Here is a 25,811-nt window from a genome sequence, read left to right on the forward strand (position 1 = left end):
CATCCAGGACATTTCCAAAGACTTGAACGAAGCGGCGCTGAGCATTGATGCCGTCAGCAAACAGTCCGACATCATCGGCACCATCGTTCAGACCATTCGCGGCATTGCCGATCAGACCAACCTGTTGGCGCTCAACGCCGCGATCGAAGCGGCCCGGGCCGGGGAGCACGGGCGCGGGTTCGCGGTAGTCGCCGATGAAGTTCGCAGCCTCGCGGCACGAACGAGCCAGGCAACGCTGGAGATCGTTGAAGTGGTGCGCAAGAACCACGATTTGTCATTGAGTGCGGTGTCGAGCATGCAGTCCAGTTTGAGTCGAACCGGGCTCGGGGTGGAGCTGGCGAATGAGGCGGGAGCGGTGATTCGGGAGATTCAACAAGGGTCGCGGCATGTGGTGGATGCGATCAGTCAGTTCAACTCGACCTTGCAGATAAGTTGATAGCGGGTCCCTCGAAGGGTAATGCCGATCAGTTAAGGATTTGAGCACCGCTATCCTTGTGGGAGCCGAGCTTGCTCGCGATAGCGGACTGGCAGACAACGTATGTGTTGAATGTAAGACCGCCATCGCGAGCAAGCTCGGCTCCTACAGGTTCTGCGGCTTAACTGATTGGCATTACCCTCGAAGGGACCTTTGTTATTGATTCCCGCGCTGTTAAAGCGAAGCGAGAAACTTGTCGACCACCTGGCTACTGCCTGTTTCGCTGCTGCTATTTTCTTTCTCGGCCTGCGCCAGTTTGATCTTGTCTTGCATGCGCTCGGCAATCTCTTTACCGATCGCCAGTTGTTTTTCTGGCAGCGGCGTCCGTGATCGGTTTGTCGCCGGGCGGCAGAGATCGACCGCACGATGGATCAGCGATGAGCGATGTTTTCCAGCGCCAGGTTGCGGGTTCGCGGGCCGAACCAGCCGATGGTGATCATCACGATCAACATGCTGCTGACAATAAACGCCAACACCCCCGGCGTGCCGAAGTGCTCGAGGAAAATCCCGATCAGCAAACTGCTGAACACCGTCGACAATCGACTGAACGAATAACAAAACCCCACCGCCCGCGCACGGATGTTGGTGGGAAACAGTTCACTTTGGTAGGAGTGATAGGCGAAGCTCAGCCAGGCGTTGCAGAAAGTGATCATCACCCCGCAGAAGATCAGGCCGAAGGCGCTGGTTTGCAGGGCGAACAGCGTGCCGAAGGTCATGGCGCCGAGGGCCGAGCCGACGATCTGCCACTTGTTCTCGAATCGGTTGGCGAACTTCACGAACAGCAACGGCCCGAGCGGGTAGGCCAGGGTGATGATAAAGGCGTACATCAGGCTGTGCGTCACGCTCACGCCCTGGCCGGAGAGCAGCGCCGGCAACCAGTTGCCGAAGCCGAAGAAACCGATGGCCTGGAACACGTGGAAGACAATCAGCATCAACGCCCGACGGCGATACGGCGGCTGCCAGATATCGGCGAAACGGCCCGTACCCTGAACATCCACCGCCGCCAGTTCCGGCTCATCCAGCGGCTTGCCCTGATCCTTCACGCAGCGGGCTTCGATGCCATCGAGAATCTTGCTGGCTTCGTCGAACCGTCCATGCTGGGCCAACCAGCGCGGCGACTCCGGTAAGCGCGAACGCAGCCACCAGATGAACAGCGCAAACACCGCGCTCGCCAACACCACCCAACGCCAGCCGGACACACCGAACGGCGCTTGCGGCACCAGCCACCACGACATCAACGCCACCGCCGGCACCGACAGAAACTGCACGAAAAACGCAAAGGCAAATGCCGAACTGCGCATGCGTTTTGGCACCAGTTCCGAGAGGTAGGCGTCAATGGTCACCAGCTCGATACCCAGTCCGATACCCACCAGAAAGCGCATGCAGATGATGCCGATGGCTGAACTCTGAACGCCCATCGCCACCGTCGCGACGGTGTACCAGATCAACGCGAAGGTGAAGATCGCACGTCGACCGAAGCGGTCGGCCAACGGGCTCAACAGACTCGCGCCAAGGAACAACCCGAGAAACGTCGCCGAGGCGAAGGCAGCCTGATCGGAAAAGCCGAACACGCCTTGGCTGCCGGTGGCGAAGATGCCGTCGCGAATCAGGCCGGGGCTGATGTAGGCCGTCTGGAACAAGTCATAGAGCTCGAAAAAACCACCGATCGAGAGCAGCGCCACCAGCCGCCAGATCGTGGAAACGGCGGGGAGTCGGTCGATGCGGGCGGAGATCTGCGCGGCCCGAACGGGGTCGATTCCATCAGGTTGAGCGAGGGCGGGGGAGTGGGCAGTCATGGGCTGATCCAATACTTATCGTTGGAGAAGCTTAGCCTGCTATCGGAAATGAATGATTGTGAATCCCGGCGGCTTTGCGTCGAGATTCACTCAGTTATTGCAATGAATGCTTACATTTTAGCGATTTGTAGCGCAGTAGCCGCTCAAGGCAGACCGTTGCAGCCATGTTTCAGGAATCCCGGGCGTTGTGCCAACCGTTGGAAATACTCATCGATGGCCGGGTAGTCGGGGCGCTCCATCGGTGTCATCAGCCAGCGGTTGATCGACAGCCCGATGACGATGTCCGCCAGCGTGAAGTGTGGCCCGGCGACATACGCTTTGGTGGCCGCGAGCTGATGTTCGAGGATGCCCATTTTCTGATTCCAGCCGTGTACACCGGCGGCAATGTGATGCGGGTCCTGGAACTCCGGATCTTTGCGTACCAACGCCGTGAACGCATAGCTCCAGGAGGCATTGAGTTCAGTCGCTTGCCAATCCATCCACTGCTCAACCCGAGCGCGGGCCGCAGGATCGTGGGGCAGCAGATCGGTGTTGTGGTGTTTGCCGGCCAGATAGCGACAGATGGTGTTGGACTCCCACAGCACGCCGGCCTCATCGATGATCACGGGCACCAGTGCGTTGGGATTGAGCCTGAGAAACTCCGGCGTGTGGGTCGACGCATAACCGCCGCCCCAGTCTTCACGTTCGTAGGCAACACCCAGTTCCTCACAGGTCCACAGGACTTTTCTGACGTTGATGGACGAGGCTTTACCCAGAATCTTCAGTGCATGTTCCATTGAGCTACTCCGTTAGCGATTCGACGCTTCAGGAATCTAACAGACATTCAGCGTTTTCAAACCGGATCCGGCAGCGCCGAAGTTGGCAAACCAAACGTGCGATCAAACAACCAGTTGAAGGCGAAGGTGTAGCACGGGATGAAAATGATCAGCGCCGCGTCCAGCAGGAAGGCTTGCACCAGGCTGATGTTCATCCACCAGGCGATCAACGGGATGAGGAACACTATCAAGGTTAGTTGAAAACCCACGGCATGGGCGATGCGCCGTTTAACGGTGCGGGTTCGCGAAGGCTGACGACTTTCCCAGCGCTCGAACAGCGTGGTGTAGATGAAATTCCAGGTCATCGCGATGGTGGTAATGATCACGGCCAACGGGCCAGTGCTGCCGGGTGAAGTGCCGGACAACAACGCCAGACCCAGGGCCGAGAAGGTCATGCCGATGACCTCGTATAGGGACACGTAGATCAGTTTTCGTTTAACGCCTTGCATGGGGATTTGCCTCTTTCTTGCGAACTTGAAGCCAGGAGCACTGGCGAAGGCGGCGAAAGATAGCTTCAATAGTGCTGACAGAAAAAGTCAGTAGCTTTCAGTTTTATTGATAGGTCGATGAATGAATTTCAACAGTGACAGCATCGAGTTGTTCCTCGCGGTGATCGAGCGCGGCTCGTTTTCCGCTGCCGCTCGGGCGCTGGGTAAAGTGCCGTCGGCGGTGAGCATGGCCATCGCCAACCTGGAAGCCGAGCTCGGTTATCCCCTGTTCGATCGCAGTCACCGTGAGCCGGTGCCGACGGCGATGGCCAGTGCATTGGTGCCTCACGCGCGATTGATCGCCGAGCAGCTCAAACAGCTGCAAGTGCATGCGGTCGAGTTGTCGCTGGGGCTGGAAAGCAAGTTGTCGATCGGGGTCGTGGCGGACATCGACAAGGGCCGCGTGATGGCGGCGATCAAGGTCATCGCCGAGCGTCATCCTCTACTGGAAATCGAAATGCTCAGCGCGCCGCAGGACGATGTGCTGGCGATGCTCCACAGCGGCCGGGTCAGCGTTTGCCTGGCGTTCGCCGGGCTGAGCATGAACGTGCTGGAGCGGTTCCAGTTCGTTGGCACCGAACGGATGATTGCCACGCTGGCGGCGGACAATCCGCTGTTTCAGGGTCAGGATTTGTATCTCGAAGATTTGGTCCACGTACGGCAAATCATCGTCGCCAGTCGCGACCTGCCGATCAGCGAAACCCGGCCACTGGTGGCCGAGTCTTACTGGCGCACCGACACCTTGGCCATGGCGCTGGAAATGGTCGAAGCCGGCTTGGGCTGGGGCAACTTTCCGCTGTCGGTGGTCCAGCCGTTGCTCGACGCCGGAAGGCTCAAGCGCCTGAGCTTTCGCAACATCGAGAACGGGTTGGTGTTGCCGGTGCATGCGGTGTGGCTCAAGAGCCAGCCGTTGCAGAAAGGGGCGTTGGCGTTTGTGGAGTTGATGGGGCGTTGACACTCGGACAGGGGTGACTTTTGTTCGAAGAGTCACTAAGTTGCTGGCCACTTGTCTGGTTCGGGCAGGGCTATCAAAGGAGTGAGGGCGCGTGAACAAGGGAATGCTCAAGTGGGGCTATGTGGCGGGTTTGTTGGCGCCGATCTGGTTGCTGATCGGTGTAGTGATTGCCGGCAGCTTGTATCCCGGATATAGCCATCTCAATCAGGCGATGAGTGAGCTGGGTGCCATCGGGGCACCGACTCATGTCCTGTCGCCACAGATCAACAACTTCCCGTTGGGTGTGTTGTTTATCGTCTTCGGTCTGGCCGCGTTCGCGACTTTCCAAACCTCGAAACTCGCTCGACTGAGCGCCGTGCTGATTGTGCTGCACGGTGTTGCCAGTTTCGGTACCGGGTATTTTTCCTGCGATGTCGGCTGTGCCCTGGCGAATCCCTCCGACAGTCAGAAGCTGCATAACCTTTCGGGCCTGGCGATGTTTCTGACGCTGTTGATCGTCAACGCGCTATGGATCTATCTGGCGTCGCGAGTATTGGGCTTGAAGTGGTTCGCCTGGTTTTCCCTGGTGTGCACGCTTGGGGCGTTGTCGGTGCTGCCATTGATGGGACAGGCCGTTGAGGCGGGGCAGGGGTTCGGTTTGTATCAGCGGATCAACTATGGGGTGTCGATCCTTTGGGTGGGCGTATTTGCCGGGGTGCTGATCAGTCGTCGCGCTTAGTAACCGATCGTTCCCACGCGGACGGTTCGACGCCTCGACGTGGGAACGATCAAAGCGTCAGGTACTTTCACGCACCTTCAACTCAAACCCCATGTCCTGCACCGGTTTCGCCACAGTGTTGCCAGCCATCAACGTCAACATCTGCTCCGCCGCGCGCCGGCCAATCGCCTCGCGCGGGGTGCTGATGCTGCTCAGGCGCGGCACCATGTGGGCCGAGGCCGGAAGGTCGTTAAAACCGAGGATCGCCACTTGTTCGGGGATCTTGATCCCGCAGCGCATGGCTTCGAGCAGTGCGCCCTGGGCCAGGTCGTCGTTGCCGAAGAAGATCGCATCGACATCGGGATGAGTGGCGAGCAGTTGCAGGAACAGTTCGCCACCAAGACCGACGGAGGAAGCGCGAGGTGTCAGCACTTCCAGATCCGGGTCATACAAACCGGCCTTTTGCAGGGATTTGCGGAAACCTTCGCCGCGCAGCAACGTGCGCTGGTCGAGTTGCGCGCCGATGTAGGCCAGGCGCTTGCGACCGCGAGACAGTAAATGTTCGGCCGCTGTCTCGCCGGCAGCGAGTTGCGAAAAACCCACGCAATTCAGGCCGGCTGCGCTGTCCAGTTCCATCATGTACACGCACGGAATGTTGCTCGCCTCGATCATCCGGCGCGAACTTTCGGTGCGGTCGAAACCGGTCAGCAGCAATCCGCGCGGTTGATACGCCATGTAGTTGCGCAGCAGGTTTTCTTCTTCATCACGTGAGTAATGAAAGTTCCCGATCAGCACTTCGAAGCCTTTTGGGCGCAAAACCTGATGAATGGCTTCCAGCGTGTCGATGAACAATAAGTTGGACAGCGATGGCACCAAAACCACCACCGAATGGCTCTGGGCCGAGGCTAACGCGCGGGCGGCAGGGTTGACCACGTAATTGAGGTCGAGCGCCGCTTTCTGGACTTTTTCCACCAGTTCGGTGGCCACCGTGCTGACCCCGCGCAGGGCGCGAGAGGCGGTGATCGGGCTGACACCGGCCAGGCGTGCGACTTCGTTCAAAGTGGGGCGGCCAGTGGTGCGCGTATTTTTATCGTTTTTAGGGGAGATCATCGGACGGCTTGCCAAACAAAATTCGAGGCACTAAGGTAGCGCTGTCTCGACGCAGCTGCAAATGCGTGAGCGGGGTTTGCCTGATCCCCGTTTTTTGGCGTTGAGAACGAACATGCTGCAACCCACAAAAATGACAAGAAGGCGTCGGCAACTTCTGCTTTTGTTCTAGTGTCATAACTGGCAAAGGTAGCGCTGTCTGCGCGCTGAGGTGTTACATGAATCATCCCATCACCGCCCTGGTCATCATGGGCGTTGCCGGTTGCGGCAAGACTTGCGTCAGCGAGGCCTTGTGCCAACTCAGCGGCGCGACCGCCATTGAAGGCGACACTTTCCACCCTGCCGCCAATATCGAAAAGATGAGCGCAGGTATCCCCCTGAACGACGACGACCGTGCCGGCTGGCTCGACAGCCTGTGCGATGAATTGCGCCGCATCGACGCCAAGGGCGAACGCCCGGTGCTGACCTGCTCGGCCCTCAAACACATTTACCGCGAACGTCTGCGCAGCGCCTTGCCGGGCCTGGGCTTCGTGTTCCTTGAACTGACCCCTGAAGTTGCCGCTGATCGTGTCTCCCATCGGCCGGGCCACTTCATGCCGTCAACGTTGATCGACAGCCAGTTCGCCACCCTTGAATCGCCCGTTGGCGAGCCCCTGACCCTGGCTCTGGACGCTTCGAACCACAGCGTCGACCAATTGGCGAAGCAAGCTCATGACTGGTGGCAGGCTCATGGCCTGAAACACGCCGTATGAGTTTTGCCAGAAGAGATAGCGCTGTCCTGTTGGCTTGCGAATTACCCGCTTTAATAACAACAACAACCAGGAGACACCCCTAATGTTTGGCATGTCCCACGAGACGTTCCTGCTGCTAGACGCAGTGGTCACGGTGATCGGGCTTATCGTCCTCATCACCAAGTTCAAATTGCACCCCTTCATCGCCCTGATCATCGCCGCCGCCTTTCTCGGGCTGACCTCCGGCATGCCGATCGGCACCATCATCAAGGCGTTCCAGGACGGCTTCGGTGGGGTGCTCGGGTTCGTCGGGATCATCCTCGCGCTGGGCACGATGCTTGGCAAAATGATGGCCGAGTCGGGCGGGGCGGATCAGATTGCCCAAACCCTGATTCGCGCGTTCGGCAAGGACAAGGTGCAGTGGGCAATGATGTTCGCCGCGTTCCTGGTCGGCATTCCACTGTTCTTCGAAATCGGCTTCGTGCTGCTGATCCCGCTGGTGTTCATCGTCGCCCGGCGTACCGGCGTGTCGATCATCAAGATCGGTATCCCGTTGCTGGCCGGTCTGTCCGCCGTGCACGGTCTGGTTCCGCCGCACCCGGGTCCGTTGCTGGCCATCGGCGTGTTTGGTGCCGACATCGGTAAAACCATTCTCTACGGCCTGATCGTTGCGCTGCCGACGGCCATCATCGCCGGCCCGATCTACGGCACGTTCATCGCCAAGTACATTCCGGGTCATCCTAACCAGGAACTGGTCGATCAACTGGCGCGCGAGCCAGAGGCGGCTGAGTTGCCGAGCTTCAGCATCACCCTGATCACCGTGCTGCTGCCGGTGTTCCTGATGTTGCTCAAGACCTTTGCCGACGTGGTGCTGCCGGAAGGCAATTTCTTCCGCTCGTTCATGGACCTGATCGGTCACCCGATCTCGGCGCTGCTGCTGGCGTTGCTGCTGTCGCTGTACACCTTCGGGCACCGTCAGGGCATGGGCTCCAGCAAGATCCTCAAGTTGCTCGACGCGAGCCTTGCGCCGACCGCCGCGATCATTCTGATCATCGGTGCCGGTGGTGGCTTCAAGCAGATGCTGGTGACCAGCGGCGTGGGTGATGTAATCGGCCACATGGCAGTGAACGCACAGATCTCGCCGATCCTGCTGGCCTGGCTGGTAGCAGCGGTGATTCGTATCGCGACCGGTTCGGCAACCGTGGCGACCATTACAGGCGCAGGCATCGTGGTGCCGGTGGTGGGGATGATTCCGGGTGTGAACCGTGAGCTGCTGGTGTTGGCCACCGGTGCCGGTTCGTTGATCCTGTCGCACGTCAACGACGCGGGTTTCTGGCTGGTGAAGCAGTACTTCAACATGACCGTGGCGGAAACCTTCAAGACCTGGACCGCGATGGAAACCATCCTGTCCGTGGTTGCTCTGGGCTTCATCTTGCTGTTGTCGCTGTTCGTCTAAGAACACTGCAGACACAAAAAAACCGCAGCGATGCGGTTTTTTTGTGGGTGAATCGACATCCCCGTAGGAGCTGTCGAGTGAAACGAGGCTGCGATCTTTTGATCTTGTTTTTTCAGATCAAGGTCAAAAGATCGCAGCCTCGTTTCACTCGACAGCTCCTACAGGGTTAGGTGTTAGGTGTTAGGTGTCAGGCGTTGGTTTTCTGAACCAGCCCATCCGCCCGGAACATCCCGCGAATCCCGCGTATGGCCTGACGAATCCGGTCCTGGTTTTCGATCAGCGCGAAGCGCACGTGATCATCCCCATACTCCCCAAACCCTACGCCCGGTGAGACGCAAACCTTGGCCTCGGCCAGCAGTTTCTTGGCGAACTCCAGCGAGCCCAAGTGCGCATAAGCCTCGGGGATCTTCGCCCAGACATACATCGACGCTTTCGGATTCTCGACCATCCAGCCCAGTTCATGCAGGCCTTTGACCAGCACGTTGCGACGCTGCCGATACTGCTCGGCGATGTCCTTGACGCACTGCTGATCGCCTTCCAGCGCCGCAATCGCCGCGACTTGCAGCGGGGTGAACGTGCCGTAGTCGTGATAACTCTTGATCCGCGCCAAGGCGTTGACCAGTTCGGCGTTGCCAACCATGAAACCGATGCGCCAGCCTGCCATGTTGTAGCTCTTGGACAGGGTGAAAAACTCCACCGCAATGTCCTTGGCGCCCGGCACTTGCATGATCGACGGGGCTTTCCAGCCGTCGTAGACGATGTCGGCGTAAGCCAGGTCGTGCACCACCAAGACGTCGTACTGCTTGGCGAGGGCGATCACTCGCTCGAAGAAGTCCAGCTCCACGCATTGGGCCGTGGGGTTCGACGGGAAACCGAGGATCATCATTTTCGGTTTCGGAATCGAGCCGCGAATGGCGCTTTCCAGTTCGGCGAAGAAGTCCACGCCCGGAATCAACGGCACCGAACGCACCTGGGCGCCGGCAATCACCGCGCCGTAAATGTGAATCGGGTAGCTCGGGTTCGGTACCAGAACGGTATCGCCCTGGTCGAGGGTGGCCAGCATCAAATGCGCCAGGCCTTCCTTGGAGCCGATGGTGACGATGGCTTCGCTTTCCGGGTCGATGTCGACCTCGTAGCGATCCTTGTACCAATTGGAAATCGCCCGGCGCAGACGCGGAATGCCCTTGGACGTCGAATAACCGTGGGTGTCTTCGCGCTGGGCGACGGTGACGAGTTTTTCGACGATGTGCGGCGGTGTCGGGCCGTCGGGGTTGCCCATGCTGAAGTCGATGATGTCTTCGCCACGACGACGGGCGGCCATCTTCAGCTCGGCAGTGATGTTGAATACGTAAGGGGGGAGTCGATCTATGCGCGCAAAGCGGCGCGGCGAACCTGGGTTAGCCATTGTTGCCTCGGATAACGTGAGCGCCCGGAACCGTCCGAGCGACGCTGGTCACTGCGGTGACCTGTGGCGGAATGTAAGGGCTGATGTGGCAAACTGTCCAGCGACTATGTAAACAAATTTGTCCGAAGGAAATCGGTTGATGGAATTTACCAGTGGCTTCTTGCTGAGCCTTTCGCTGTGCCTGGACATCGGCGTGGCCAACATCGCGATGATCACATTGGCGATGCAACGCGGCTATTTTCAAGGCTTTGCGCTGGGTTTGGGGACGTGTGTCGGCGACCTGATTTACGCGGTGCTGGCGCTGGCCGGGATGACCGTTTTGCTGCAATACGAAAGCGTGCGCTGGGTGCTGTGGATCGGTGGTTCAGTGCTGCTGGTGTATTTCGCGGCGAAGATGATCTATTCGGCGATTCACCATGAGGCGGTACTGGCGCAGACCGCAGAGGTGGGTCAGAACTCCCATCGGCGCGAGTTTTTCCGCGGGATCTTCCTCGCCATGTCGTCACCCAGCGCCATTCTCTGGTTCGCTGCGGTGGGCGGCACATTGATCGCTCGGTCCGGTGGCGGTGGCGCCCTTAGTTCGGCGCTGTTTCTCGGCGGGTTTCTCTGCGCCGGGGTGCTCTGGTGCGTCACTTTGTGCTTCGCAGCGAGTCACGGCGGCAAGTTGCTCGGTGACAAACTGCTGCGTTACTCCTATCTGGCATCGGCGGCGATCTTCTGCTATTTCGCGGTCTACGTGATCCTATCGGGTTATAACGAGTTCGTCGGTGCAGGTGCCGTCGAGCAGTTGCATGCACTGTAACTGGGCGAATTCGGTTTGGGTTCTATACTCCCAGCCGAACCCACTTTTTTGTTCCAGGAGTTGAGTCATGGATGAGCAAACAGGCGTCGAAACCGCCAAGCCACGCTTCGAGCACGGGCACTTTCTGCTCATTGCAGGGCTTGGCGGACGATTTACCACGGATACGACCAGCGGCATCCCTGATCTCTGGGAGAAATTCATTCCCGAGATTGGCAAAATTCCCGGTCAAAAAAACGAAGTGACCTACGGCATCTGTTGCAATCCAGATGGCAAGGGCGGCTTCGAATACATTGCCGGCGTCGAGATCGACAAACTCGACGACCTGCCGGATAAATACCGTTGGGTCGAGGTCCAGCCTCAGCACTACGCCGTGTTCGAGCACAAAGGCTCTCTGGATATGTTGCCCCAGACGTTTCAGTACATCTGGAAAACCTGGCTTCCGCAGTCCGGCTATCAGGCGGCGGACGCCCCGGAATTCGAACGCTACAGCGAAGACTTCAATCCGAAGCTCAAGACCGGTGTGCTGGAAATCTGGCTGCCGCTCAAACCGTAATGACTGCATCGAGAGGTGGATCGGTGATTCGCCTCTCGATGTCGTGGTGGCGCTGATTTATGATCCCCAGCCTTCCTCTCGCTGATTTCGAGCTGCCATGAACACCGTCATCCGCCACGTCACACCTGCTGATCTGGACCGCTGCTACGCCATCGAAACCGTTGCCTACGAAGGCGACGAAGCCGCCACCCGCGAGAAGATCGCCACGCGCATTGCCACCTGGCCCGAAGGTTTCATCGTGGCTGAAGTCGACGGCGTTGTAGCCGGTTTCATCAATTCCGGTGCGGCGTTTCAGGTCGAGATGTCGGACGAGGCGTTCAAGGAACTGATCGGCCACGACCCGGCCGGCCCGCACGTGGTGATCATGTCGGTGGTGGTGCACCCGGATTATCAGGGGCAGGGTCTGGCGAAACAGTTGATGGGAGAGTTCATCGAGCGGATGCGGGCGTTGGGCAAGACCAGCATCCATCTGATGTGCAAGGAGCGACACATTCCGCTGTATGCCGGGTTTGGCTTTGCCTACGTCAAGCCGTCAGCGTCTGACCATGGCGGGATGGCGTGGCATGAGATGGTGTTGGAGCTGTAAGCCCTCTGGAGATCCCCTGTGGGAGCGAGCTTGCTCGCGATGGCGGCAGCACATTCAGCATTGATGTGACTCGCAAACCGCTATCGCGAGCAAGCTCGCTCCCACATTGGTTAGTCGTTGTGTCAGTAGAGGCTGTCGCGGACCCGCGCCGGTGCTTCCCGGTCATAAGTCTCGGCATCGAACTGCCCATCGTTCAACCGCTTGTGAAAGGCACCCGCCGTCGGCAGCGCCGAGCGCTCCAGATGTTTCTCAGGGTTCCACAAGTCTGAGCGCACGATCGCTTTCGAACAGTGAAAAAACGCTGCCTCCACCGTCACCAGCATCACCGTGCGCGCCGGTTTGCCATTCACCGCGAAGCTCTCCAGCAACCCAGGTTCCGCGCTGATCTGTGCCGTGCCGTTAACCCGCAACGTTTCGCCAATCCCGGGAATGATGAACAACAGCGACACCCGCGAATCGAGCACGACGTTACGCAGCGTGTCGATGCGGTTGTTGCCCGGCCGATCCGGGATCGCCAGGGTGCGTTCATCAATGATCCGCACGAAACCCGGCGTGTCGCCCCGCGGCGAACCGTCCATCCCGTCAGGCCCCACCGAGCTGACGATCACCAGCGGCGAGGCGCGGACCATCGCCTGATAGTCCTCGTTCAGAAAAGGGATCTGCTTGCGCACGGCGCGTTCGTGAGGCTGGCCGTAGAGGGCTTCCAATTCTTCGATGCTGTTGAGCATAACCACCTCAGAAAATCAGACCCATGCGCCGTTCATAACCGATCCGGCCCCTGTAGGCTTCGCCGCTGTCGACCCAGCCGAACTTTGCGTAGAGCGCGATGGCCGATGTGTTATCCGCATCCACCGACAACTCCAGCCCCTTTATTTCCGGAAACGCCTGACGCGCCACGTCGGGCAGGGCTTGCAGACAGGCCTTGCCATAGCCTTTTCCCTGAGCCCGATGATCGACTTGCAGTGCGTGAAGGGTGGCGCTGTGTTCATCGGCCCACGCTGGCAACACGGGCGGGCGCTTGAGTAGCAGAAAAGCCACGGGAACATCCTCGACCAGCAGGGCAAATCCTTTGACGCCGGGGCCGGGTTTGGACAGCAAGGTGTGCAACGCACCGTGGATATCGCCAGAGAACTTGATTTGTTCTTTGTGAACTTCAATGGCCTCGACCTGCTGGCGCTGGAGCGCATTCAGGCTTTCGTAAGGCACGAGTCGGGCTGTCACTGGAGTGTCCTTTTTCCAACAAAATGTGTTTCGAATTCTAACGAGTTTGCGTCCATGGATTATTTTTATTTCGACTGTCGATTTGGCTTTTCGCCAGACGACTAAGGGTGTCTTCACAACAAAAACCACGGAGAACCACCATGAACGCTACCCACGAAATCCAGACCCTGATCGACACCTATCGTCAGGCGGTCATCGCCAAGGATGTCGAGAAACTCATGCCCCTGTATGCCGAGGACATCGTCTCCTACGACGCGGTCAAGGCCCTGCAATTTCGGGGCAAGGCCGCCTATCGCGCGCATTGGCAGGAATGCATGGAAATGTGCCAGGGCGCGCACAAGTTCGACTTCGATCATATGAACATCGTCGCGGACGAACACATCGCCTTCGCCCATTGGCTGGCCCATTGCGGCGGCACCAACGAGAAGGGCGAAACCCAGGCCTGCTGGATGCGCGTGACCGCCTGCTATCGGCGCGACGATGGGCAATGGCGCATCGTCCACGAACACTGGTCGGCCCCGTTCGACATGATGAGCGGCACGGTGCTGTTCAACCTGGAACCCTGAGCGTCAGGCCGATTCGTCGGGAATGTCGCGAAAGCGTCAATCAGCAGCCATAGTTGATCCGTTCGATTCAGGAGAGCCCCATGAAGTATTTATGCCTGGTCTACAGCAACGAGCACGAGTTGCACTCGCTGCCCGAAAGCCCGAATGACGCTGAATGCATGGCCTACGCCGAGGCGATCCAGGGCAGCGGCCGAATGGTTGCCGCCGAGGCGCTGGAGTCGGTGCAGACCGCGACCACGGTGCGCATGCGCAACGGGAAAATGTCGATCACCGACGGCCCGTTCGCCGAAACCAAGGAGCAATTGGCCGGCTTCTACCTGATCGATGCCAAGGACCTCAATGAAGCCCTCCAGGTCGCCGGCAATATTCCGGCGGCCCGGGTCGGCTGTGTCGAGGTACGTCCCGTTCGCCAGTTGAATCCCGACGCCTGATGTCGGCCGAGTCGGTACGGGCGCAGGTCGAGCAGGTTTACCGCGAGGACTCACGGCGGATTCTGGCGACCCTGATCCGTTTACTTGGCGATTTCGACCTTGCCGAAGAAGCCTTGCACGAGGCGTTTTTCGTCGCGGTCGAGCGCTGGCAGCGTGACGGTGTGCCGGACAATCCGCGTACCTGGCTTGTGTCCACCGGGCGCTTCAAGGCCATCGATGTGTTGCGTCGGCGCGCACGCTTCATCGCGTCGCAACCGATGTTGATCGCTCAACTGGAGGCGCTGGAGCAGGCCGACTGGAGTGACGAAGACGTGGAAGACGATCGCCTGCGCCTGATCTTCACCTGTTGCCACCCGGCACTCGCGGCGGACGCCCAGGTGCCGTTGACGCTGCGGGAAGTCTGCGACCTGACCACGGAAGAAATCGCTCGAGCCTTTCTGTCGGCACCAGCGACCATCGCCCAGCGCATCGTGCGGGCCAAGGCCAAAATCCGTGACGCAAAAATTCCTTATCAAGTGCCGACCCTGGCGGAATTGCCCGAGCGCCTGGACAGCGTGTTGCGAGTGATTTACCTGGTGTTCAACGAAGGCTATTCCGCGTCCATGGGCGCGGAACTGACCCGTGAGGATTTGACCCGCGAGGCGATTCGGCTCGGTCGTTTGTTGATGGAACTGCTGCCCGAACCCGAGGTGATGGGGCTGCTGGCGTTGATGCTGTTGCATGAGTCCCGACGCCCGGCCCGGACGTCGGCGAGCGGAGAGTTGATCGTGCTGGATGAGCAGGACCGTTCGTTGTGGGACGCTTCGATGATCGAAGAAGGTTGCGCGTTGGTAGAGCGGGCGCTGACGACTCGGCAATTCGGTCCTTATTGCCTGCAAGCGGCGATTGCGGCGTCGCATGCCGAAGCGCCCACGGCGGCGGAAACGGACTGGCTGGAGATTGTGGGTCTGTATGACGTGCTGTTGCGGGCGGCACCTTCGCCAGTGATCGAATTGAACCGTGCGGCGGCGATCTCCAAACGGGATGGGCCGTTGGCGGGCTTGGCGTTGGTTGACGGGATTCTGGGTCGAGGGGATTTGCTGGATTACCACTTGGCGCACGCGGCGCGGGCGGAGTTTTGTCGGCAGTTGGGAAGGGTTGATGAGGCGCGGGCGGCTTATGAGCGGGCGTTGGAGTTGACGCAGCAGGTGCCGGAGCGGCGGTTTATTGAGGCTCGGATCAGGGCTTTACAATAAGGTGAATTCGCCGGCCCCATCGCGAGCAAGCTCGCTCCCACAGGGATTGGTGGTGCACACAAATTTTGTGACCGCCGCGATCCACTGTGGGAGCGAGCTTGCTCGCGATGGCGGCACCGCTATTCCAGCATCTTGCTCAACAACCAACTCCCCGCCGGCCCTGGCGGATGCAGTCGCGACCACAGCGCATCGACGAACACCGGTTTCGGCCAGCCGCGCACGTCCAGTTCCTGCAACGTCCCTGGCCCAAATCGCTCCACCAGCCACCGCGGCAACGGCGCCCAGCCGAATCCGCCCTGGGCCATTTCCAGCAGCATCAGATAACTCGGCGCTGACCAGACGCGCCCCTTCGCACGGCTTTCATACGGATTGACGATCGTCGCCAGACGCAGCTCCCGGTGTTGTTGCAACACGTCTTGATCGATGTGGCTCAGCGCCGCCAACGGATGCTCGCGGGACACGAACAGAGCAATCTCGGTCCGTTCTTCCACGGTCGAACTGACCAAGTCCGGCGGGTAACTGTCTTGTTTTTCGGCGAAGGCCACATGCGCCCGACCCCGTTGCACCAAGGCCACCAGGTCATCGCACTCGGCGATCAGGCATTCAAGTTCAAGATCTGGATAACGCTGCTCGAAGGCACTGAGCGCCGCTTCGAATCGGTCGGATTGATAAGTGTCGGAAATCGCCACGGTCAGTTTTGGCTCGACCCCTTGGGACAATTGGCTGGCGGTCATTTCCAGCCGGCTGGTGGCGGCCAGGATTTCCTCGGCCCGTTGCAGCATCACGTGCCCGGCCGGGGTCAGGCTCGGTTTGCGGCTGCTGCGGTCGAACAGCGTCAGGTTCAAGTCGATTTCAAGGCTGGCCACGGCGGCGCTGATGGTCGACTGACTGCGGCCCAGTTTGCGCGCCGCGGCGGAAAACGAGCCTTGAGTCGCTGCCTGAACGAAGGCCTGCAACACTTCTTGAGAGGCCATTAACTATCGCCTTGATCGATGGTTATTGGTTATGAAGTATCGGTGTGAAGAAGGATCATGGCAACCACAGTCACTCAGAGGAGTCTGGCCATGAGCGCCAACAAATCCATTACTGAACGTATTTTCCAGGCCATTGGTTTCGAATTGCTGGCCATCCTGATCTGTACCCCGTTGCTGGCGTGGATCATGGACAAACCGATGCTCGACATGGGCGTCGTGACCATGGCTATCGCGGCACTTGCCCTGGCCTGGAACGTGGTCTTCAACGGATTGTTCGACCGTGCGCTCAAACACTACAACCTCGTACACAACGCGTGGGTACGTGTTGTCCATGCGCTGTTGTTCGAAGGCGGTCTGGTCGCGGTGGGTGTCCCGTTGATTGCCTGGTGGCTGAAAGTCAGCCTGTGGCAAGCGTTCGTGCTGGATATCGGCGTGTTGCTGTTTTTCCTGCCGTACACCTATGTCTACCACTGGGTCTATGACGTAGTGCGCGAGCGGGTGGTGATGCGCCAGGCTGTCTCGGGATAACAAGCAAAAGATCGCAGCCTCGTTTCACTCGACAGCTCCTACATTGGAATGCGATCCCTGTAGGAGCTGTCGAGTGAAACGAGGCTGCGATCTTTTGATCTCGATGGCGTTTACAAAAACATCCCGCCCGACGCTTCCACGCGCTGGCCGTTGATCCACTGACTACCCGGCGCCAGCAGCAATGCAATCGCGGCGCCGATGTCGTCCGGCTGACCGACGCGACCCAACGCGGTATTGCCGGCGACATAGCTGTTCACGTCACTGTTATCGCGCACCGTGCCACCACCGAAATCGGTTTCGATCGCGCCAGGCGCCAGGGTGTTCACGGAAATACCGCGCGCACCGAGTTCTTTCGCCTGATAACGCGTCAGCACTTCCATCGCGCCCTTCATCGCCGCGTAAGCGCCGTAACCCGGCAAGCTGAAGCGGGTCAGACCGCTGGAAACGTTGAGGATGCGGCCACCGTCTGCCATCAGCGGCAGCAGGTTCTGGGTGAGGAAGAACGGCCCCTTCAGATGGATGTTCATCAGCAAATCGAACTGGGCGACGGTGGTGTCAACGAAGGTCGCATTCAGGCCGATGCCGGCGTTGTTGAGCAAAAAGTCGAAGTGCTCGCGATCAAAATGGCTGCGCAATACATCAGCGACTTGCGTGGCGAAATCTGCGAAGCCTTCACTCTGTCCAACGTCCAGTTGCAGCATGACGGCACGAGCGCCCAGGCTTTCAATTTCTGCGACCAGTGCTTGTGCCTCATCGGCGCGGCTGTTGTAAGTGCCGATGACGTCGATGCCTTGGGCTGCCAAATGCAGGGCTGCGTTTTTGCCAAGGCCGCGGCTGGCGCCGGTGATCAGTGCGATTTTACGGTTCATGGGACTTCCTCAAGGAGCAGTGGGGGATGACGTGGAGGAAGTTTATTTATCCGTCCTATAGTGATAAACAGGCTGGAATCGGAATCACTGGTCGGTTAATCCGAACAATAAAGGTCGGCCCATGAACAAGCTGGAACTGCTGCGTACCTTCGTTCGCGTCACCGAGATGTCGAGTTTTACCCTCGCCGGTGAAAGCCTGGGTTTGCCCAGGTCCACCGTGTCCGAGCACGTCCAGGCCCTCGAAATGCTGGTCGGCACGCGGTTACTGCAACGCACCACGCGCAAGGTTCAAGCGACTCAGGACGGCCTGGTGTTGTACGAGCGCAGCAAGGACTTGCTGTCGAACATGGATGAAATCGAAGGGCTGTTTCGCCAGGACGAGGCATCGCTCGTTGGGCGGATTCGCATCGACATGCCGAACATTCTGGCCCGTCGGGTGGTGATGCCGCGTCTGCCCGAGTTCATGGCTCAGCACCCCAATCTCGAGTTGGAAATCAGCAGCACCGACCGCCGAGTCGATTTGCTCAGCGAAGGGTTTGATTGCGTGGTGCGAGTCGGCGCGCAGCCGGATCAATCGGTGGTCGCGCGTCACTTGTGCGATTTCACCATGGTCAACTGCGCGAGCCCCGAGTATCTGCGGCGTTATGGCGTGCCTGAACGGCTCGAAGACCTGACGCAGCATCGGCTGGTCCATTACGTCGGCGTGCTGGGGTCGCGGTCGGAGGGTTTTGTGTACGAGCAAGAGGGCAAGCTGCATCGAGTGCCGATGGCGGGCAGTGTCACGGTCAACAGCACCGATTGTTACGAGTCGGCGTGTCTGGGCGGTTTCGGTTTGATCCAGGCGCCGTTGATGGGCATGCAGCCCCACCTGCTCAGCGGCGAGTTGGTGGTGGTGCTGCCGCAATTCAATGCGCCATCCATGGAGGTTTCGCTGTTGTATGCCCGGCAACGGCATCTGCCGTTGCGGGTGAGAGCGTTCATGGACTGGCTCGGGCAAGTGATCCAGTCCAACGCATGACCTGTAGGAGCAAGGCTTGCCCGCGATGAACGATAACGCGGTTTCGACTTATAAACCGCGGCGTCTGCATCGCGGGCAAGCCTTGCTCCTACAGGTCTCGTGTGGTCAGAAGAGTTTGGTGAACAACCAATACAAACTACCCGACAACAGAATCGCCGCCGGCAAGGTCAGCACCCAGGCCATCAGCAGGTTGCGGATGGTCTTCATCTGCAAGCCGCCGCCGTTGGCGACCATGGTCCCAGCCACCCCCGAAGACAGTACGTGAGTGGTTGAGACCGGCAGGCCGAACATGTCCGCCGCGCCGATGGTCAGCATCGCGACGGTTTCTGCCGAGGCGCCTTGCGCATACGTCAGGTGGGTCTTGCCGATCTTCTCGCCGACCGTCACCACGATACGTTTCCAGCCGACCATGGTGCCCAGCCCCAGGGCGATGGCCACCGCGATTTTCACCCACAGCGGAATGAACCGTGTGGCGTTGTCGATCTGCTGCTTGAACAGTTGCAGCTTGCCGCTGGTGTCGGCGTCGAAGTTGCCGACCTTGTTCTTGTCCATCAGGCGAATGGTTTCGCTGGTCAGGTACATGTCGTTACGCACGTTGCCCATGGCCTCGGCCGGGACTTTCGAGAGCGAGCCGTAGCCCTTCACTTCGTTCCCGATATTGCCGGTCAACGCGGCGAGGGCGGGGATCAGTTGCGGTGTGACTTCCTTGCTGCGCACGTAATCGGACAGCACCGGACGCGGGTCGGCCGGCGCTGGCAGCGGGGCACTTTTGACCAGCGCTTGCTGGGTGACTTCGGCCACGGCGGCAAACTGCAGCGCCTGGTCGGCCGGCATGGTGCGGTTCAGCGCGTAAGCCATCGGCAGCGTGCCGACCAGAATCAGCATGATCAGGCCCATGCCTTTCTGGCCGTCGTTGGAACCGTGGGCGAAGGACACGCCCGTGCAAGTCAGGATCAACATGCCGCGAATCCACCACGGTGGCGGAGTGTCGCCCTTCGGCGCTTTGTACAGCGCACGATTCTTCACAAAAGCACGCAAGGCCAGCAGCAACAGTGCGGCAAAGCCGAAACCGATCAGCGGCGACAGCAGCAACGCGTAACCGATCTTGGTCGCCTGGGCCCAGTCCACACCGCTGGTGCCGTCGCGACCGTGCATCAGGGCATTGGCCACGCCGACACCGATGATCGAACCGATCAGGGTGTGCGACGAAGACGCCGGCAAGCCCAACCACCAAGTGCCGAGGTTCCACAGGATCGCGGCGATCAACAGGGCGAAGATCATTGCGAAACCGGCGGAGGAGCCGACTTGCAGAATCAGCTCCACTGGCAGCAGGGCGATGATGCCGAATGCCACCGCTCCGCTGGACAGCAGCACTCCGAGGAAGTTGAAGAACCCGGACCAGGCGACCGCGAAATTCGGCGGCAAGGAGTTGGTGTAAATCACCGTGGCCACGGCGTTGGCGGTGTCGTGGAAACCATTGACGAACTCAAAACCGAGGGCAATCAGCAGCGCCACGCCCAACAGCAGAAACGGCGTCCAGGTGGTCACCACCGTGCCGAGTTCGTTCATGTCGTGCATCAGGCTGTAGGCGGTGAACAACAGCCCGCTGCCCAGCACCGCGAAGAAAATCACGATGGTCAGCAGGCCGGGCTTTTTATCGAGTTGCGGTTTGGCGCTACTGGCGGGCGCCTGGGCGGCGGTGAAGGAAGGAGTAGCCATGACGGACAATCCTGAGGGGAGAAGGAGTGTCGCCCATGATCGTTGCTGAATGTTACAGAGAGGCTGCGCTGGGTCAGTGTTTGGGTTTTTAAAGGCAGAATCAAAAGATCGCAGCCTCGTTTCACTCGACAGCTCCTACAGGGTTGCGCATTCCAAATGTAGGAGCTGACGAGTGAAACGAGGCTGCGATCTTTTGATCTTAATAATCCTGCCGTTTACGAAACGCCCAACGCCCGGCAATCACGGTAAACGTCGCGACCAATGCCACCAGAATCCAGAACCCTTCCGGGTCACCGGAAAGCGGCACCCCACCGACGTTCATGCCAAAGAACCCGGCGATGATGTTGATCGGCAACGCCAGCACCGTCACCACGGTCAGGGTGAACAGTGTGCGGTTGCTCTGTTCGTTGAGGTTGGCGGCGATTTCTTCCTGCAACAGCTTGATCCGTTCGCCCAGCGCCGTGAGGTCGTTGATGATCAGCGCGAACTCCTCGGTGGACTTGCGCAGCTCCTTGACGTCTTCCTTCTGCAACCACTGCGGCGGGCGATTGAGCAGGCGCAGCAACGAGCCCGGTTCCAGCGCCAACAAGCGTTGCAGACGCACCAGCACCCGACGATTGGCGCCTAGTTCGGCGCGGTTGGTCGACAGCCGCGAGGACAGCAACTCATCTTCGATCTGATCGACACTGAGGCTGGTCTTGCGCACGATCTGGGTCAGCACTTCACCCTGATCGCGCAGCAGATGCACCAGCAATTCCAACGGCGAGCGAAAGCATTCACCGGCCTTCACCGACGAGCGCAGCTTGTCCACCGAGTGCAGCGGTTGCAGGCGTGCGCTGACGATCAGCCGACTGCGGGCGCAGACCCACAGCGTCGAAACATCGGACGAGACCATGCTGCTTAGGTTGAACACCACGTCGTTGACCACTGCCAGCAACGCCGAATCCACATGCTCGATGCGCGTCGAACGCGAACCTTCATGCAGCGCTTCGAAAAATTCGTCGGGCAATTCCAGATGGCTTTTCATCCAGCGCTCGCATGCGGCGTGGGCCAGGTTGAGGTGCAGCCAGAGAAATTCGTCGTTGTCGCCGGGTTGTTGCAGGCATTGCAACGCCTTGGCCGAATCGAGCTCGCGGCCGCGCTCGCCGGGGCGAAAACTGAAACCGTACAGCAGACCGAACAGGTCCGTATCGCGATGACTTTGGTCGATGCTGTGGTTCATGAGGTCTCACTGAAGGAGGCGCTGTCGGTCGCTTTGTGTAGCAGCTGGCGAAGCCTGCGTTCGGCTGCGCAGCAGTCGTCAAACTTGAGCACGCAGTCTTCCTATGGCAATGCACTGCCTGATTTCACGACTGCTGCGCAGCCGAACGCAGGCTTCGCCAGCTGCTACAGGTCGCGTTACGGCGGGTTTCACAGGTTCACTTGAGCCGCATCATCGCAAGGAGTTTTGACGGTTTTGTGACGGTTAGTCGATTGGCTAATGGCCTTTGTATCGGCGCTGAGACCGAGTCGGTACACAGTCGATCTCAAGTCCGCAGAGTCGATGTCGATGACCACGGTAATCCCAAATCCCAATGGAAAACCGCCATGGTCAGCATCACTTCCGTTTCGATCACCCCGATGGCCTCGACTGCTTCGAACAAGACTGCCGTCAGCGACAGCACCGAAGACTCGTCAGTTACGGCAACCGCTGAGGCGTCCAGCGACACCACCAAGGTATCCGCCGGCGGCGCCCCCGCTGAGAGCGGCAGCAGTTCCAGCAGCAGCGAAGAATCCGATACGGTGAAAGAGCTGCGCAAGCAGATCGCCGAATTGCAAAAGCAATTGCAGGAACAACAGCAGCAACTGCAAGCGGCCCAGGCCAAACAGGAAAGCGCCGAAGCAAAAGCGGCGGACGTCGCGGCGGCTTAGTCACAGATGGCGGCCACTTCAGCTTCGTTGCAGACGGCAACGGCGGCGTTGTTGCAGGCGTTGCAGGATTCCGGTTCCAGCGCTTCGGGTTCTTTGGTCAGTACGACTGCTTAAATCCGTGCGGGAAGGCTGAAGGCGCGACTTCATTGTCTGAATTTTACGTGCAAAAAAGCCGCACGATCCGAAGATCGTGCGGCTTGGTGTTTGTGCATCAGGTGTCTTGTTTGTCGCTCAGGACTTTGCCGGTGGCGGCATCGAAATCCACGTCCCACTCTTTGCCGTCAGCGGCTTTCAGTTCGACTTCGTATTCATAGTTGTTGAAATGGTTATCCAGATCCGTGTCGGTGATGGTCGCACCCGGATGCAGTTTCAGCGCAGCCTGGTTCATTTCTTCCAATGGCTTGATCTTGCCGCTTTTGACCAGCTCAGGGATCTGGTCGACGCGGACATCGGCCTGGGCCAGGCCAGCGGTGAGGGTCAGGGCAGCAGCAGTGAAGAGGGCAGTCAGGGTTTTCATGAGGTTCTATCCTTGGGTGATCTGTTTGAGTGGGATCAGGTTAACCGGCGCAACTTAATCCACCCTTAATTCTCCGAACGCGACTGAGCGAAGATCGTTCCCTCTTTCATCAGTAACCGTTGTTCTGCAGCAACTGCGCAACACTGGCCGCCGCCGGGCGTTTGTAGAACTTGAGCAGTTCGCTGGCGCGGTTGGTGAAGATGCCATCGACGCCGGCGTCCATGACTTTCTGGTAATCCACGGCATCGTCGATGGTGTACACGTGCACCAACAAGCCCTGATCGTGGGTGTACTGGTTCATCCACGGTTGCACCAGGTCCGAATAGCTCTGATCGCCACCCTTGGTCAGCGCGGCAGAAGGGCCGGTGCCGATCGCGCCCTGGGCTTTGGCGTACTCGACCCATTGCTGGAATTCAGCTTTATCCTTCGGTTGCTGTTTGGCGTAGTAAGTGGCTTTGTCCTTGTCGCCGGACTCGGCAAACGTCACCTTGGATTTCGGCTCGATACTGCCTTCACCGACCCACAGCAGGAGGATTTTCGGTACTTTCGGCATTTCCTTCTCGAGCAGTTCGAGGCTGCTCTTCTCGAAGGTTTGCAGCACGACCTTGCCTTTGCCCTGGCCAACCGCCAGGTCGCTCTTCGCCAGTTTCGAACCGGCCGGGCTCAACCAGCCGCGGTCCTGGAGTTTTTCCTTGAGGTCGCGCTCGATCCCGGGAAACTGCTTAGGCTCTTTGGTTTCGATGTACAGGCCGGGTTTGTGCAGCGGGTTGCCTTGGGCGATATCGATGATTTCGTCCAGCGTCAGAATTTTCAGACCGACGAACGCAGGACGCGCGCGATCCGGGTAGGCGGTGTTGAACCAGCTGCCGGCATCGAGGGTTTTCAGCTCGGCGATGGTGAACTCGTTGGCCGGGCGGTCCTTGCGTTCAGGGAATTTGCTGGCGACGTCGGTGGTGCGTTGCAGGTTGTCGTCGTGCAGGGCGAACAGCACGCCATCCTTGCTGCGTTGCACGTCCATTTCCAGGTAGTCGGCACCCAGATCGCGGGCCAGTTTGTAGGCTGCGGCGGTGGATTCCGGTGCATCGAAGGAGGCGCCACGGTGGGCGATCACGGCCGGATGCGGAATGCCCATGCGGGTGGCCAGTGCGGTGGGGCTTGGCTCGCTGGCGGCCTGTGCCTGGCTGAGACCCAGCATCAGACTCAGCAACAGGGCGCTCTTGGTGAAGGTAACAGGCATGGTCGAGGTCCTTTCGCAGATTTTCAAAGACGTATCTTTTAACAACTGAGCGCCGCTTGCGCTATCGCCAGACCGACATAAACGTGTTTAAAGCAGATTTTTTCAGCGCTTTTGTGCGCTTCTTTGCAGTACTCTTGGCCCCGGCAGTTACCCCGGCAGAGGGAACGCCCATTCGCTTGCCCTGCGTGTAAACCATCGATCACCGGTCTTTTGCGACCTTTTGTGAGGTTTATCATGCGCATCACTTCCGAGCTCATCTGCCAGGCCGCCGACCAACTCAAAGGCTTCGTCGGCCTCAATCGCAAGACCGGCCAGTACATTGTTCGTTTCAGCGAAGACTCCTTCGGCATGGACGTGGCTGACGACGGCATTATTCCCACCAGCGAATTCGTCTGGGCCCCAGGTTCCGCGCAGGCCATGACGCTCAAGCGTGAGTTGATTCAGTTGTTGCTGGATCAGAACATCGATGACCGGATCAACATCACCGAGCCGTTGCGGGTGTATATGAATCGGCGGGAAGTGCCGGAGATTTCGGCGGTTCGCAGTTTGGTGCAGGGCTGAGTTTTGCAGTGACTGTTCGGGCCCTATCGCGAGCAAGCTCGCTCCCACATTGGTCTTGTGATCGACACATAACCCATGTGGGAGCGAGCTTGCTCGCGATGGCGGCCCTGAGAACACCACATCATTTACTGCTTGAACGCATACGCCCGCTCAACCTTGCACACTCGCGTATGGCAAGACGAATACCAGGTCGAGCGCCCGCGCTCGCGAATCTCACTGTGCTCGGGATGATGTTTCCACGCCAGAATCGCCGCTTCGCTGGCCCAGTAGGACACCGTTATCCCGAGCCCGTCTTCACCCCGAGCCGATTCCACACCGAGGAAACCGGGTTGCTCACGGGCCAGTTCGACCATGCGCGTGGCGGCCTGCTCGTAACCCAGATCACCGTCGGTGCGCAGGGAGGTAAAAATCACCGCGTAGTAAGGCGCTGGCGGAGTCTTGGCGATCATGACTTCTGCCTCTTGCAGGCTGCGATCAACGCACGGACCAGCGGCGGCAGATTGCCTTTGAGCGCGGCGCGTTCAGGTTGGAACAGCGTCGCGACGAAGAACGGATGACCTTTGAGTTCCACCGCCCGCAAGTCGCCCGAAGAATCGTGTCCAACGGCGTACAGCTGCTGGGTCAACAACTCACGTTCGAACGCGGGATTAACGCCGTAGCGGCAGCGATATCCTTCGACAATCTCAGTGCTTTCGTACGCCTCGGCGATCAACGAGCCTTCAACCAGATGAATGCTGTCGACGGCCTCCACCAGCGAGCAGGTCAGTGGCGTGAGTAATGCTCGCGCCGCATCGGGTGAAGTCTCGCCATGTTCGGCATCGTCCCAGCCCAGAACATTTCGGGCGTATTCGAGTACGGCGTGTTGAAAACCGCCACAGGTGCCAAGGAACGGCCGTTGCTGTTCACGAGCAAAACGAATCGCCCGCAACGCACCGTCCATATCGCGGTAAGGGCTGGCGGGCACGCACCAGAAACCGTCGAAGCCCGCCAAAGGCGCATCGGCGCTGATGCGGTCGGTGGCCAACCATTGGAATTGCACGTCTGTGTTCGCCTGTTCAGCGGCCATGCCGAGGGCGATGGGGATGGCTTGGTGAGCGGTGACTTGCGGATCGTAATCGCCGATCAGGGCGATGCGGATTGGGTGGGTTTCCATGAGTG

29 protein-coding genes and 2 pseudogenes are annotated in these 25,811 nt (G+C 59.3%); 16 read left to right on the forward strand and 15 right to left on the reverse strand.

The genetic code is table 11. The features are described from left to right. Window positions 1-4: 4 nt before the first annotated feature. Together ACA079_RS06485 and ACA079_RS06490 are read left to right on the forward strand one after the other, a co-directional pair. A pseudogene (locus tag ACA079_RS06485) lies at window positions 5-436 on the forward strand (methyl-accepting chemotaxis protein); the annotation flags it as partial. A gap of 198 nt (window positions 437-634) precedes the next feature. Continuing rightward, window positions 635-805: a hypothetical protein gene (locus tag ACA079_RS06490; protein WP_497704410.1), complete on the forward strand. Its 171-nt coding sequence runs from the start codon at window positions 635-637 to the stop codon at window positions 803-805. 41 nt (window positions 806-846) lie between these two features. Here the strand turns inward: ACA079_RS06490 and ACA079_RS06495 are convergent, their stop codons facing one another. The 3 genes from ACA079_RS06495 to ACA079_RS06505 all read right to left on the reverse strand — a co-directional run bounded on the left by ACA079_RS06495 (window position 847) and on the right by ACA079_RS06505 (window position 3,535). Beyond that, window positions 847-2,271: an MFS transporter gene (locus ACA079_RS06495; RefSeq protein ID WP_497702953.1), complete on the reverse strand. Its 1,425-nt coding sequence runs from the start codon at window positions 2,269-2,271 to the stop codon at window positions 847-849. A gap of 143 nt (window positions 2,272-2,414) precedes the next feature. Then, on the reverse strand, window positions 2,415-3,047 hold the full coding sequence (locus ACA079_RS06500; RefSeq protein ID WP_046056179.1) for a glutathione S-transferase family protein: 633 nt from the start codon (window positions 3,045-3,047) through the stop codon (window positions 2,415-2,417). 56 nt (window positions 3,048-3,103) lie between these two features. After that, the gene (locus ACA079_RS06505) at window positions 3,104-3,535 is read right to left on the reverse strand and encodes a PACE efflux transporter (protein WP_497702954.1); all 432 of its coding nucleotides are present in this window, start codon (window positions 3,533-3,535) and stop codon (window positions 3,104-3,106) included. 121 nt (window positions 3,536-3,656) lie between these two features. Here ACA079_RS06505 and ACA079_RS06510 point away from each other — a divergent pair, with 121 nt between their 5' ends. Together ACA079_RS06510 and ACA079_RS06515 are read left to right on the forward strand one after the other, a co-directional pair. Then, window positions 3,657-4,529 (forward strand): LysR family transcriptional regulator, encoded by an 873-nt coding sequence (locus ACA079_RS06510; protein WP_497702955.1) that lies wholly within the window; start codon window positions 3,657-3,659, stop codon window positions 4,527-4,529. Window positions 4,530-4,632: 103 nt separating this feature from the next. After that, on the forward strand, window positions 4,633-5,247 hold the full coding sequence (locus tag ACA079_RS06515) for a DUF998 domain-containing protein (RefSeq protein ID WP_497704286.1): 615 nt from the start codon (window positions 4,633-4,635) through the stop codon (window positions 5,245-5,247). A 57-nt stretch (window positions 5,248-5,304) separates the two neighbouring features. On the opposite strand, the gene gntR is transcribed toward ACA079_RS06515, so the two are convergent. Next, window positions 5,305-6,336 carry an HTH-type transcriptional regulator GntR gene (gene gntR / locus ACA079_RS06520; protein WP_497702956.1) on the reverse strand — a complete coding sequence of 344 codons (1,032 nt, stop codon included), beginning with the start codon at window positions 6,334-6,336 and terminating at the stop codon, window positions 5,305-5,307. A gap of 215 nt (window positions 6,337-6,551) precedes the next feature. On the opposite strand from gntR, the gene ACA079_RS06525 reads away from it, so the two are divergent. Both ACA079_RS06525 and ACA079_RS06530 read left to right on the forward strand, forming a co-directional pair. Further along, complete coding sequence (locus tag ACA079_RS06525; protein ID WP_046049516.1) at window positions 6,552-7,085, forward strand: gluconokinase; 534 nt, start codon at window positions 6,552-6,554, stop codon at window positions 7,083-7,085. Between the two features lie 82 nt (window positions 7,086-7,167). Next, window positions 7,168-8,520 (forward strand): GntP family permease, encoded by a 1,353-nt coding sequence (locus ACA079_RS06530; RefSeq protein ID WP_497702957.1) that lies wholly within the window; start codon window positions 7,168-7,170, stop codon window positions 8,518-8,520. Between the two features lie 187 nt (window positions 8,521-8,707). On the opposite strand, the gene alaC is transcribed toward ACA079_RS06530, so the two are convergent. Then, a complete protein-coding gene (alaC, locus tag ACA079_RS06535; protein WP_415773597.1) occupies window positions 8,708-9,925 on the reverse strand; it encodes an alanine transaminase in 1,218 nt (405 codons plus the stop codon). Between the two features lie 139 nt (window positions 9,926-10,064). On the opposite strand from alaC, the gene ACA079_RS06540 reads away from it, so the two are divergent. The 3 genes from ACA079_RS06540 (at window position 10,065) to ACA079_RS06550 (ending at window position 11,866) form a co-directional block, all read left to right on the forward strand. Further along, window positions 10,065-10,727, forward strand: coding sequence for a LysE family translocator (locus ACA079_RS06540; protein ID WP_497702958.1), 663 nt, complete (start codon window positions 10,065-10,067; stop codon window positions 10,725-10,727). 67 nt (window positions 10,728-10,794) lie between these two features. Next, a complete protein-coding gene (locus tag ACA079_RS06545) occupies window positions 10,795-11,280 on the forward strand; it encodes a GyrI-like domain-containing protein (RefSeq protein WP_497702959.1) in 486 nt (161 codons plus the stop codon). A 97-nt stretch (window positions 11,281-11,377) separates the two neighbouring features. Further along, on the forward strand, window positions 11,378-11,866 hold the full coding sequence (locus ACA079_RS06550) for a GNAT family N-acetyltransferase (RefSeq protein WP_497702960.1): 489 nt from the start codon (window positions 11,378-11,380) through the stop codon (window positions 11,864-11,866). A gap of 122 nt (window positions 11,867-11,988) precedes the next feature. On the opposite strand, the gene ACA079_RS06555 is transcribed toward ACA079_RS06550, so the two are convergent. Together ACA079_RS06555 and ACA079_RS06560 are read right to left on the reverse strand one after the other, a co-directional pair. Continuing rightward, window positions 11,989-12,594, reverse strand: coding sequence for a pyridoxamine 5'-phosphate oxidase family protein (locus ACA079_RS06555; protein WP_497702961.1), 606 nt, complete (start codon window positions 12,592-12,594; stop codon window positions 11,989-11,991). Window positions 12,595-12,601: 7 nt separating this feature from the next. Beyond that, window positions 12,602-13,087 carry a GNAT family N-acetyltransferase gene (locus tag ACA079_RS06560; protein WP_497702962.1) on the reverse strand — a complete coding sequence of 162 codons (486 nt, stop codon included), beginning with the start codon at window positions 13,085-13,087 and terminating at the stop codon, window positions 12,602-12,604. A 140-nt stretch (window positions 13,088-13,227) separates the two neighbouring features. On the opposite strand from ACA079_RS06560, the gene ACA079_RS06565 reads away from it, so the two are divergent. From ACA079_RS06565 to ACA079_RS06575, 3 genes are all read left to right on the forward strand, one after another. Continuing rightward, window positions 13,228-13,653, forward strand: a complete 426-nt coding sequence (locus ACA079_RS06565; RefSeq protein WP_008151160.1) for a YybH family protein — start codon at window positions 13,228-13,230, stop codon at window positions 13,651-13,653. Window positions 13,654-13,733: 80 nt separating this feature from the next. Next, a complete protein-coding gene (locus ACA079_RS06570) occupies window positions 13,734-14,084 on the forward strand; it encodes a YciI family protein (RefSeq protein ID WP_497702963.1) in 351 nt (116 codons plus the stop codon). Continuing rightward, window positions 14,084-15,319, forward strand: coding sequence for an RNA polymerase sigma factor (locus ACA079_RS06575; protein WP_497702964.1), 1,236 nt, complete (start codon window positions 14,084-14,086; stop codon window positions 15,317-15,319). The genes ACA079_RS06570 and ACA079_RS06575 overlap by 1 nt, the downstream gene beginning before the upstream one ends. Window positions 15,320-15,438: 119 nt before the next feature. Here the strand turns inward: ACA079_RS06575 and ACA079_RS06580 are convergent, their stop codons facing one another. Further along, entirely contained in the window at window positions 15,439-16,293 is an 855-nt protein-coding gene (locus tag ACA079_RS06580) for a LysR family transcriptional regulator (protein ID WP_497702965.1), read from the reverse strand. Window positions 16,294-16,383: 90 nt separating this feature from the next. On the opposite strand from ACA079_RS06580, the gene ACA079_RS06585 reads away from it, so the two are divergent. Then, window positions 16,384-16,821 (forward strand): multidrug/biocide efflux PACE transporter, encoded by a 438-nt coding sequence (locus ACA079_RS06585; RefSeq protein ID WP_497702966.1) that lies wholly within the window; start codon window positions 16,384-16,386, stop codon window positions 16,819-16,821. Window positions 16,822-16,931: 110 nt separating this feature from the next. On the opposite strand, the gene ACA079_RS06590 is transcribed toward ACA079_RS06585, so the two are convergent. Further along, entirely contained in the window at window positions 16,932-17,690 is a 759-nt protein-coding gene (locus tag ACA079_RS06590; RefSeq protein ID WP_497702967.1) for an SDR family NAD(P)-dependent oxidoreductase, read from the reverse strand. Between the two features lie 121 nt (window positions 17,691-17,811). Between ACA079_RS06590 and ACA079_RS06595 the strand changes: the two genes are divergently transcribed. Further along, window positions 17,812-18,708, forward strand: a complete 897-nt coding sequence (locus tag ACA079_RS06595) for a LysR family transcriptional regulator (RefSeq protein ID WP_497702968.1) — start codon at window positions 17,812-17,814, stop codon at window positions 18,706-18,708. A gap of 105 nt (window positions 18,709-18,813) precedes the next feature. Here ACA079_RS06595 and ACA079_RS06600 read toward each other — a convergent pair whose 3' ends face one another. Both ACA079_RS06600 and ACA079_RS06605 read right to left on the reverse strand, forming a co-directional pair. After that, the gene (locus ACA079_RS06600; RefSeq protein ID WP_497702969.1) at window positions 18,814-20,427 is read right to left on the reverse strand and encodes an inorganic phosphate transporter; all 1,614 of its coding nucleotides are present in this window, start codon (window positions 20,425-20,427) and stop codon (window positions 18,814-18,816) included. A gap of 199 nt (window positions 20,428-20,626) precedes the next feature. After that, window positions 20,627-21,649 carry a transporter gene (locus ACA079_RS06605; RefSeq protein ID WP_008145929.1) on the reverse strand — a complete coding sequence of 341 codons (1,023 nt, stop codon included), beginning with the start codon at window positions 21,647-21,649 and terminating at the stop codon, window positions 20,627-20,629. A 365-nt stretch (window positions 21,650-22,014) separates the two neighbouring features. On the opposite strand from ACA079_RS06605, the pseudogene ACA079_RS06610 reads away from it, so the two are divergent. Beyond that, window positions 22,015-22,452, forward strand: a pseudogene (locus tag ACA079_RS06610) (hypothetical protein). A gap of 97 nt (window positions 22,453-22,549) precedes the next feature. Here the strand turns inward: ACA079_RS06610 and ACA079_RS06615 are convergent. Further along, on the reverse strand, window positions 22,550-22,855 hold the full coding sequence (locus tag ACA079_RS06615; RefSeq protein WP_095130939.1) for a PepSY domain-containing protein: 306 nt from the start codon (window positions 22,853-22,855) through the stop codon (window positions 22,550-22,552). Between the two features lie 109 nt (window positions 22,856-22,964). Continuing rightward, window positions 22,965-24,092, reverse strand: a complete 1,128-nt coding sequence (locus ACA079_RS06620) for a glycerophosphodiester phosphodiesterase (protein WP_497702970.1) — start codon at window positions 24,090-24,092, stop codon at window positions 22,965-22,967. A gap of 234 nt (window positions 24,093-24,326) precedes the next feature. On the opposite strand from ACA079_RS06620, the gene ACA079_RS06625 reads away from it, so the two are divergent. Beyond that, window positions 24,327-24,653, forward strand: coding sequence for a DUF2025 family protein (locus tag ACA079_RS06625; protein WP_056741447.1), 327 nt, complete (start codon window positions 24,327-24,329; stop codon window positions 24,651-24,653). Between the two features lie 125 nt (window positions 24,654-24,778). Here ACA079_RS06625 and ACA079_RS06630 read toward each other — a convergent pair whose 3' ends face one another. Continuing rightward, entirely contained in the window at window positions 24,779-25,102 is a 324-nt protein-coding gene (locus ACA079_RS06630; protein ID WP_497702971.1) for an antibiotic biosynthesis monooxygenase family protein, read from the reverse strand. Further along, window positions 25,099-25,806, reverse strand: coding sequence for a CTP synthase C-terminal region-related (seleno)protein (locus ACA079_RS06635; protein WP_497702972.1), 708 nt, complete (start codon window positions 25,804-25,806; stop codon window positions 25,099-25,101). Before ACA079_RS06635 ends, ACA079_RS06630 begins: the two co-directional genes overlap by 4 nt. Window positions 25,807-25,811 lie beyond the last annotated feature (5 nt).

The organism is Pseudomonas sp. LBUM1645 (genome assembly GCF_059716185.1).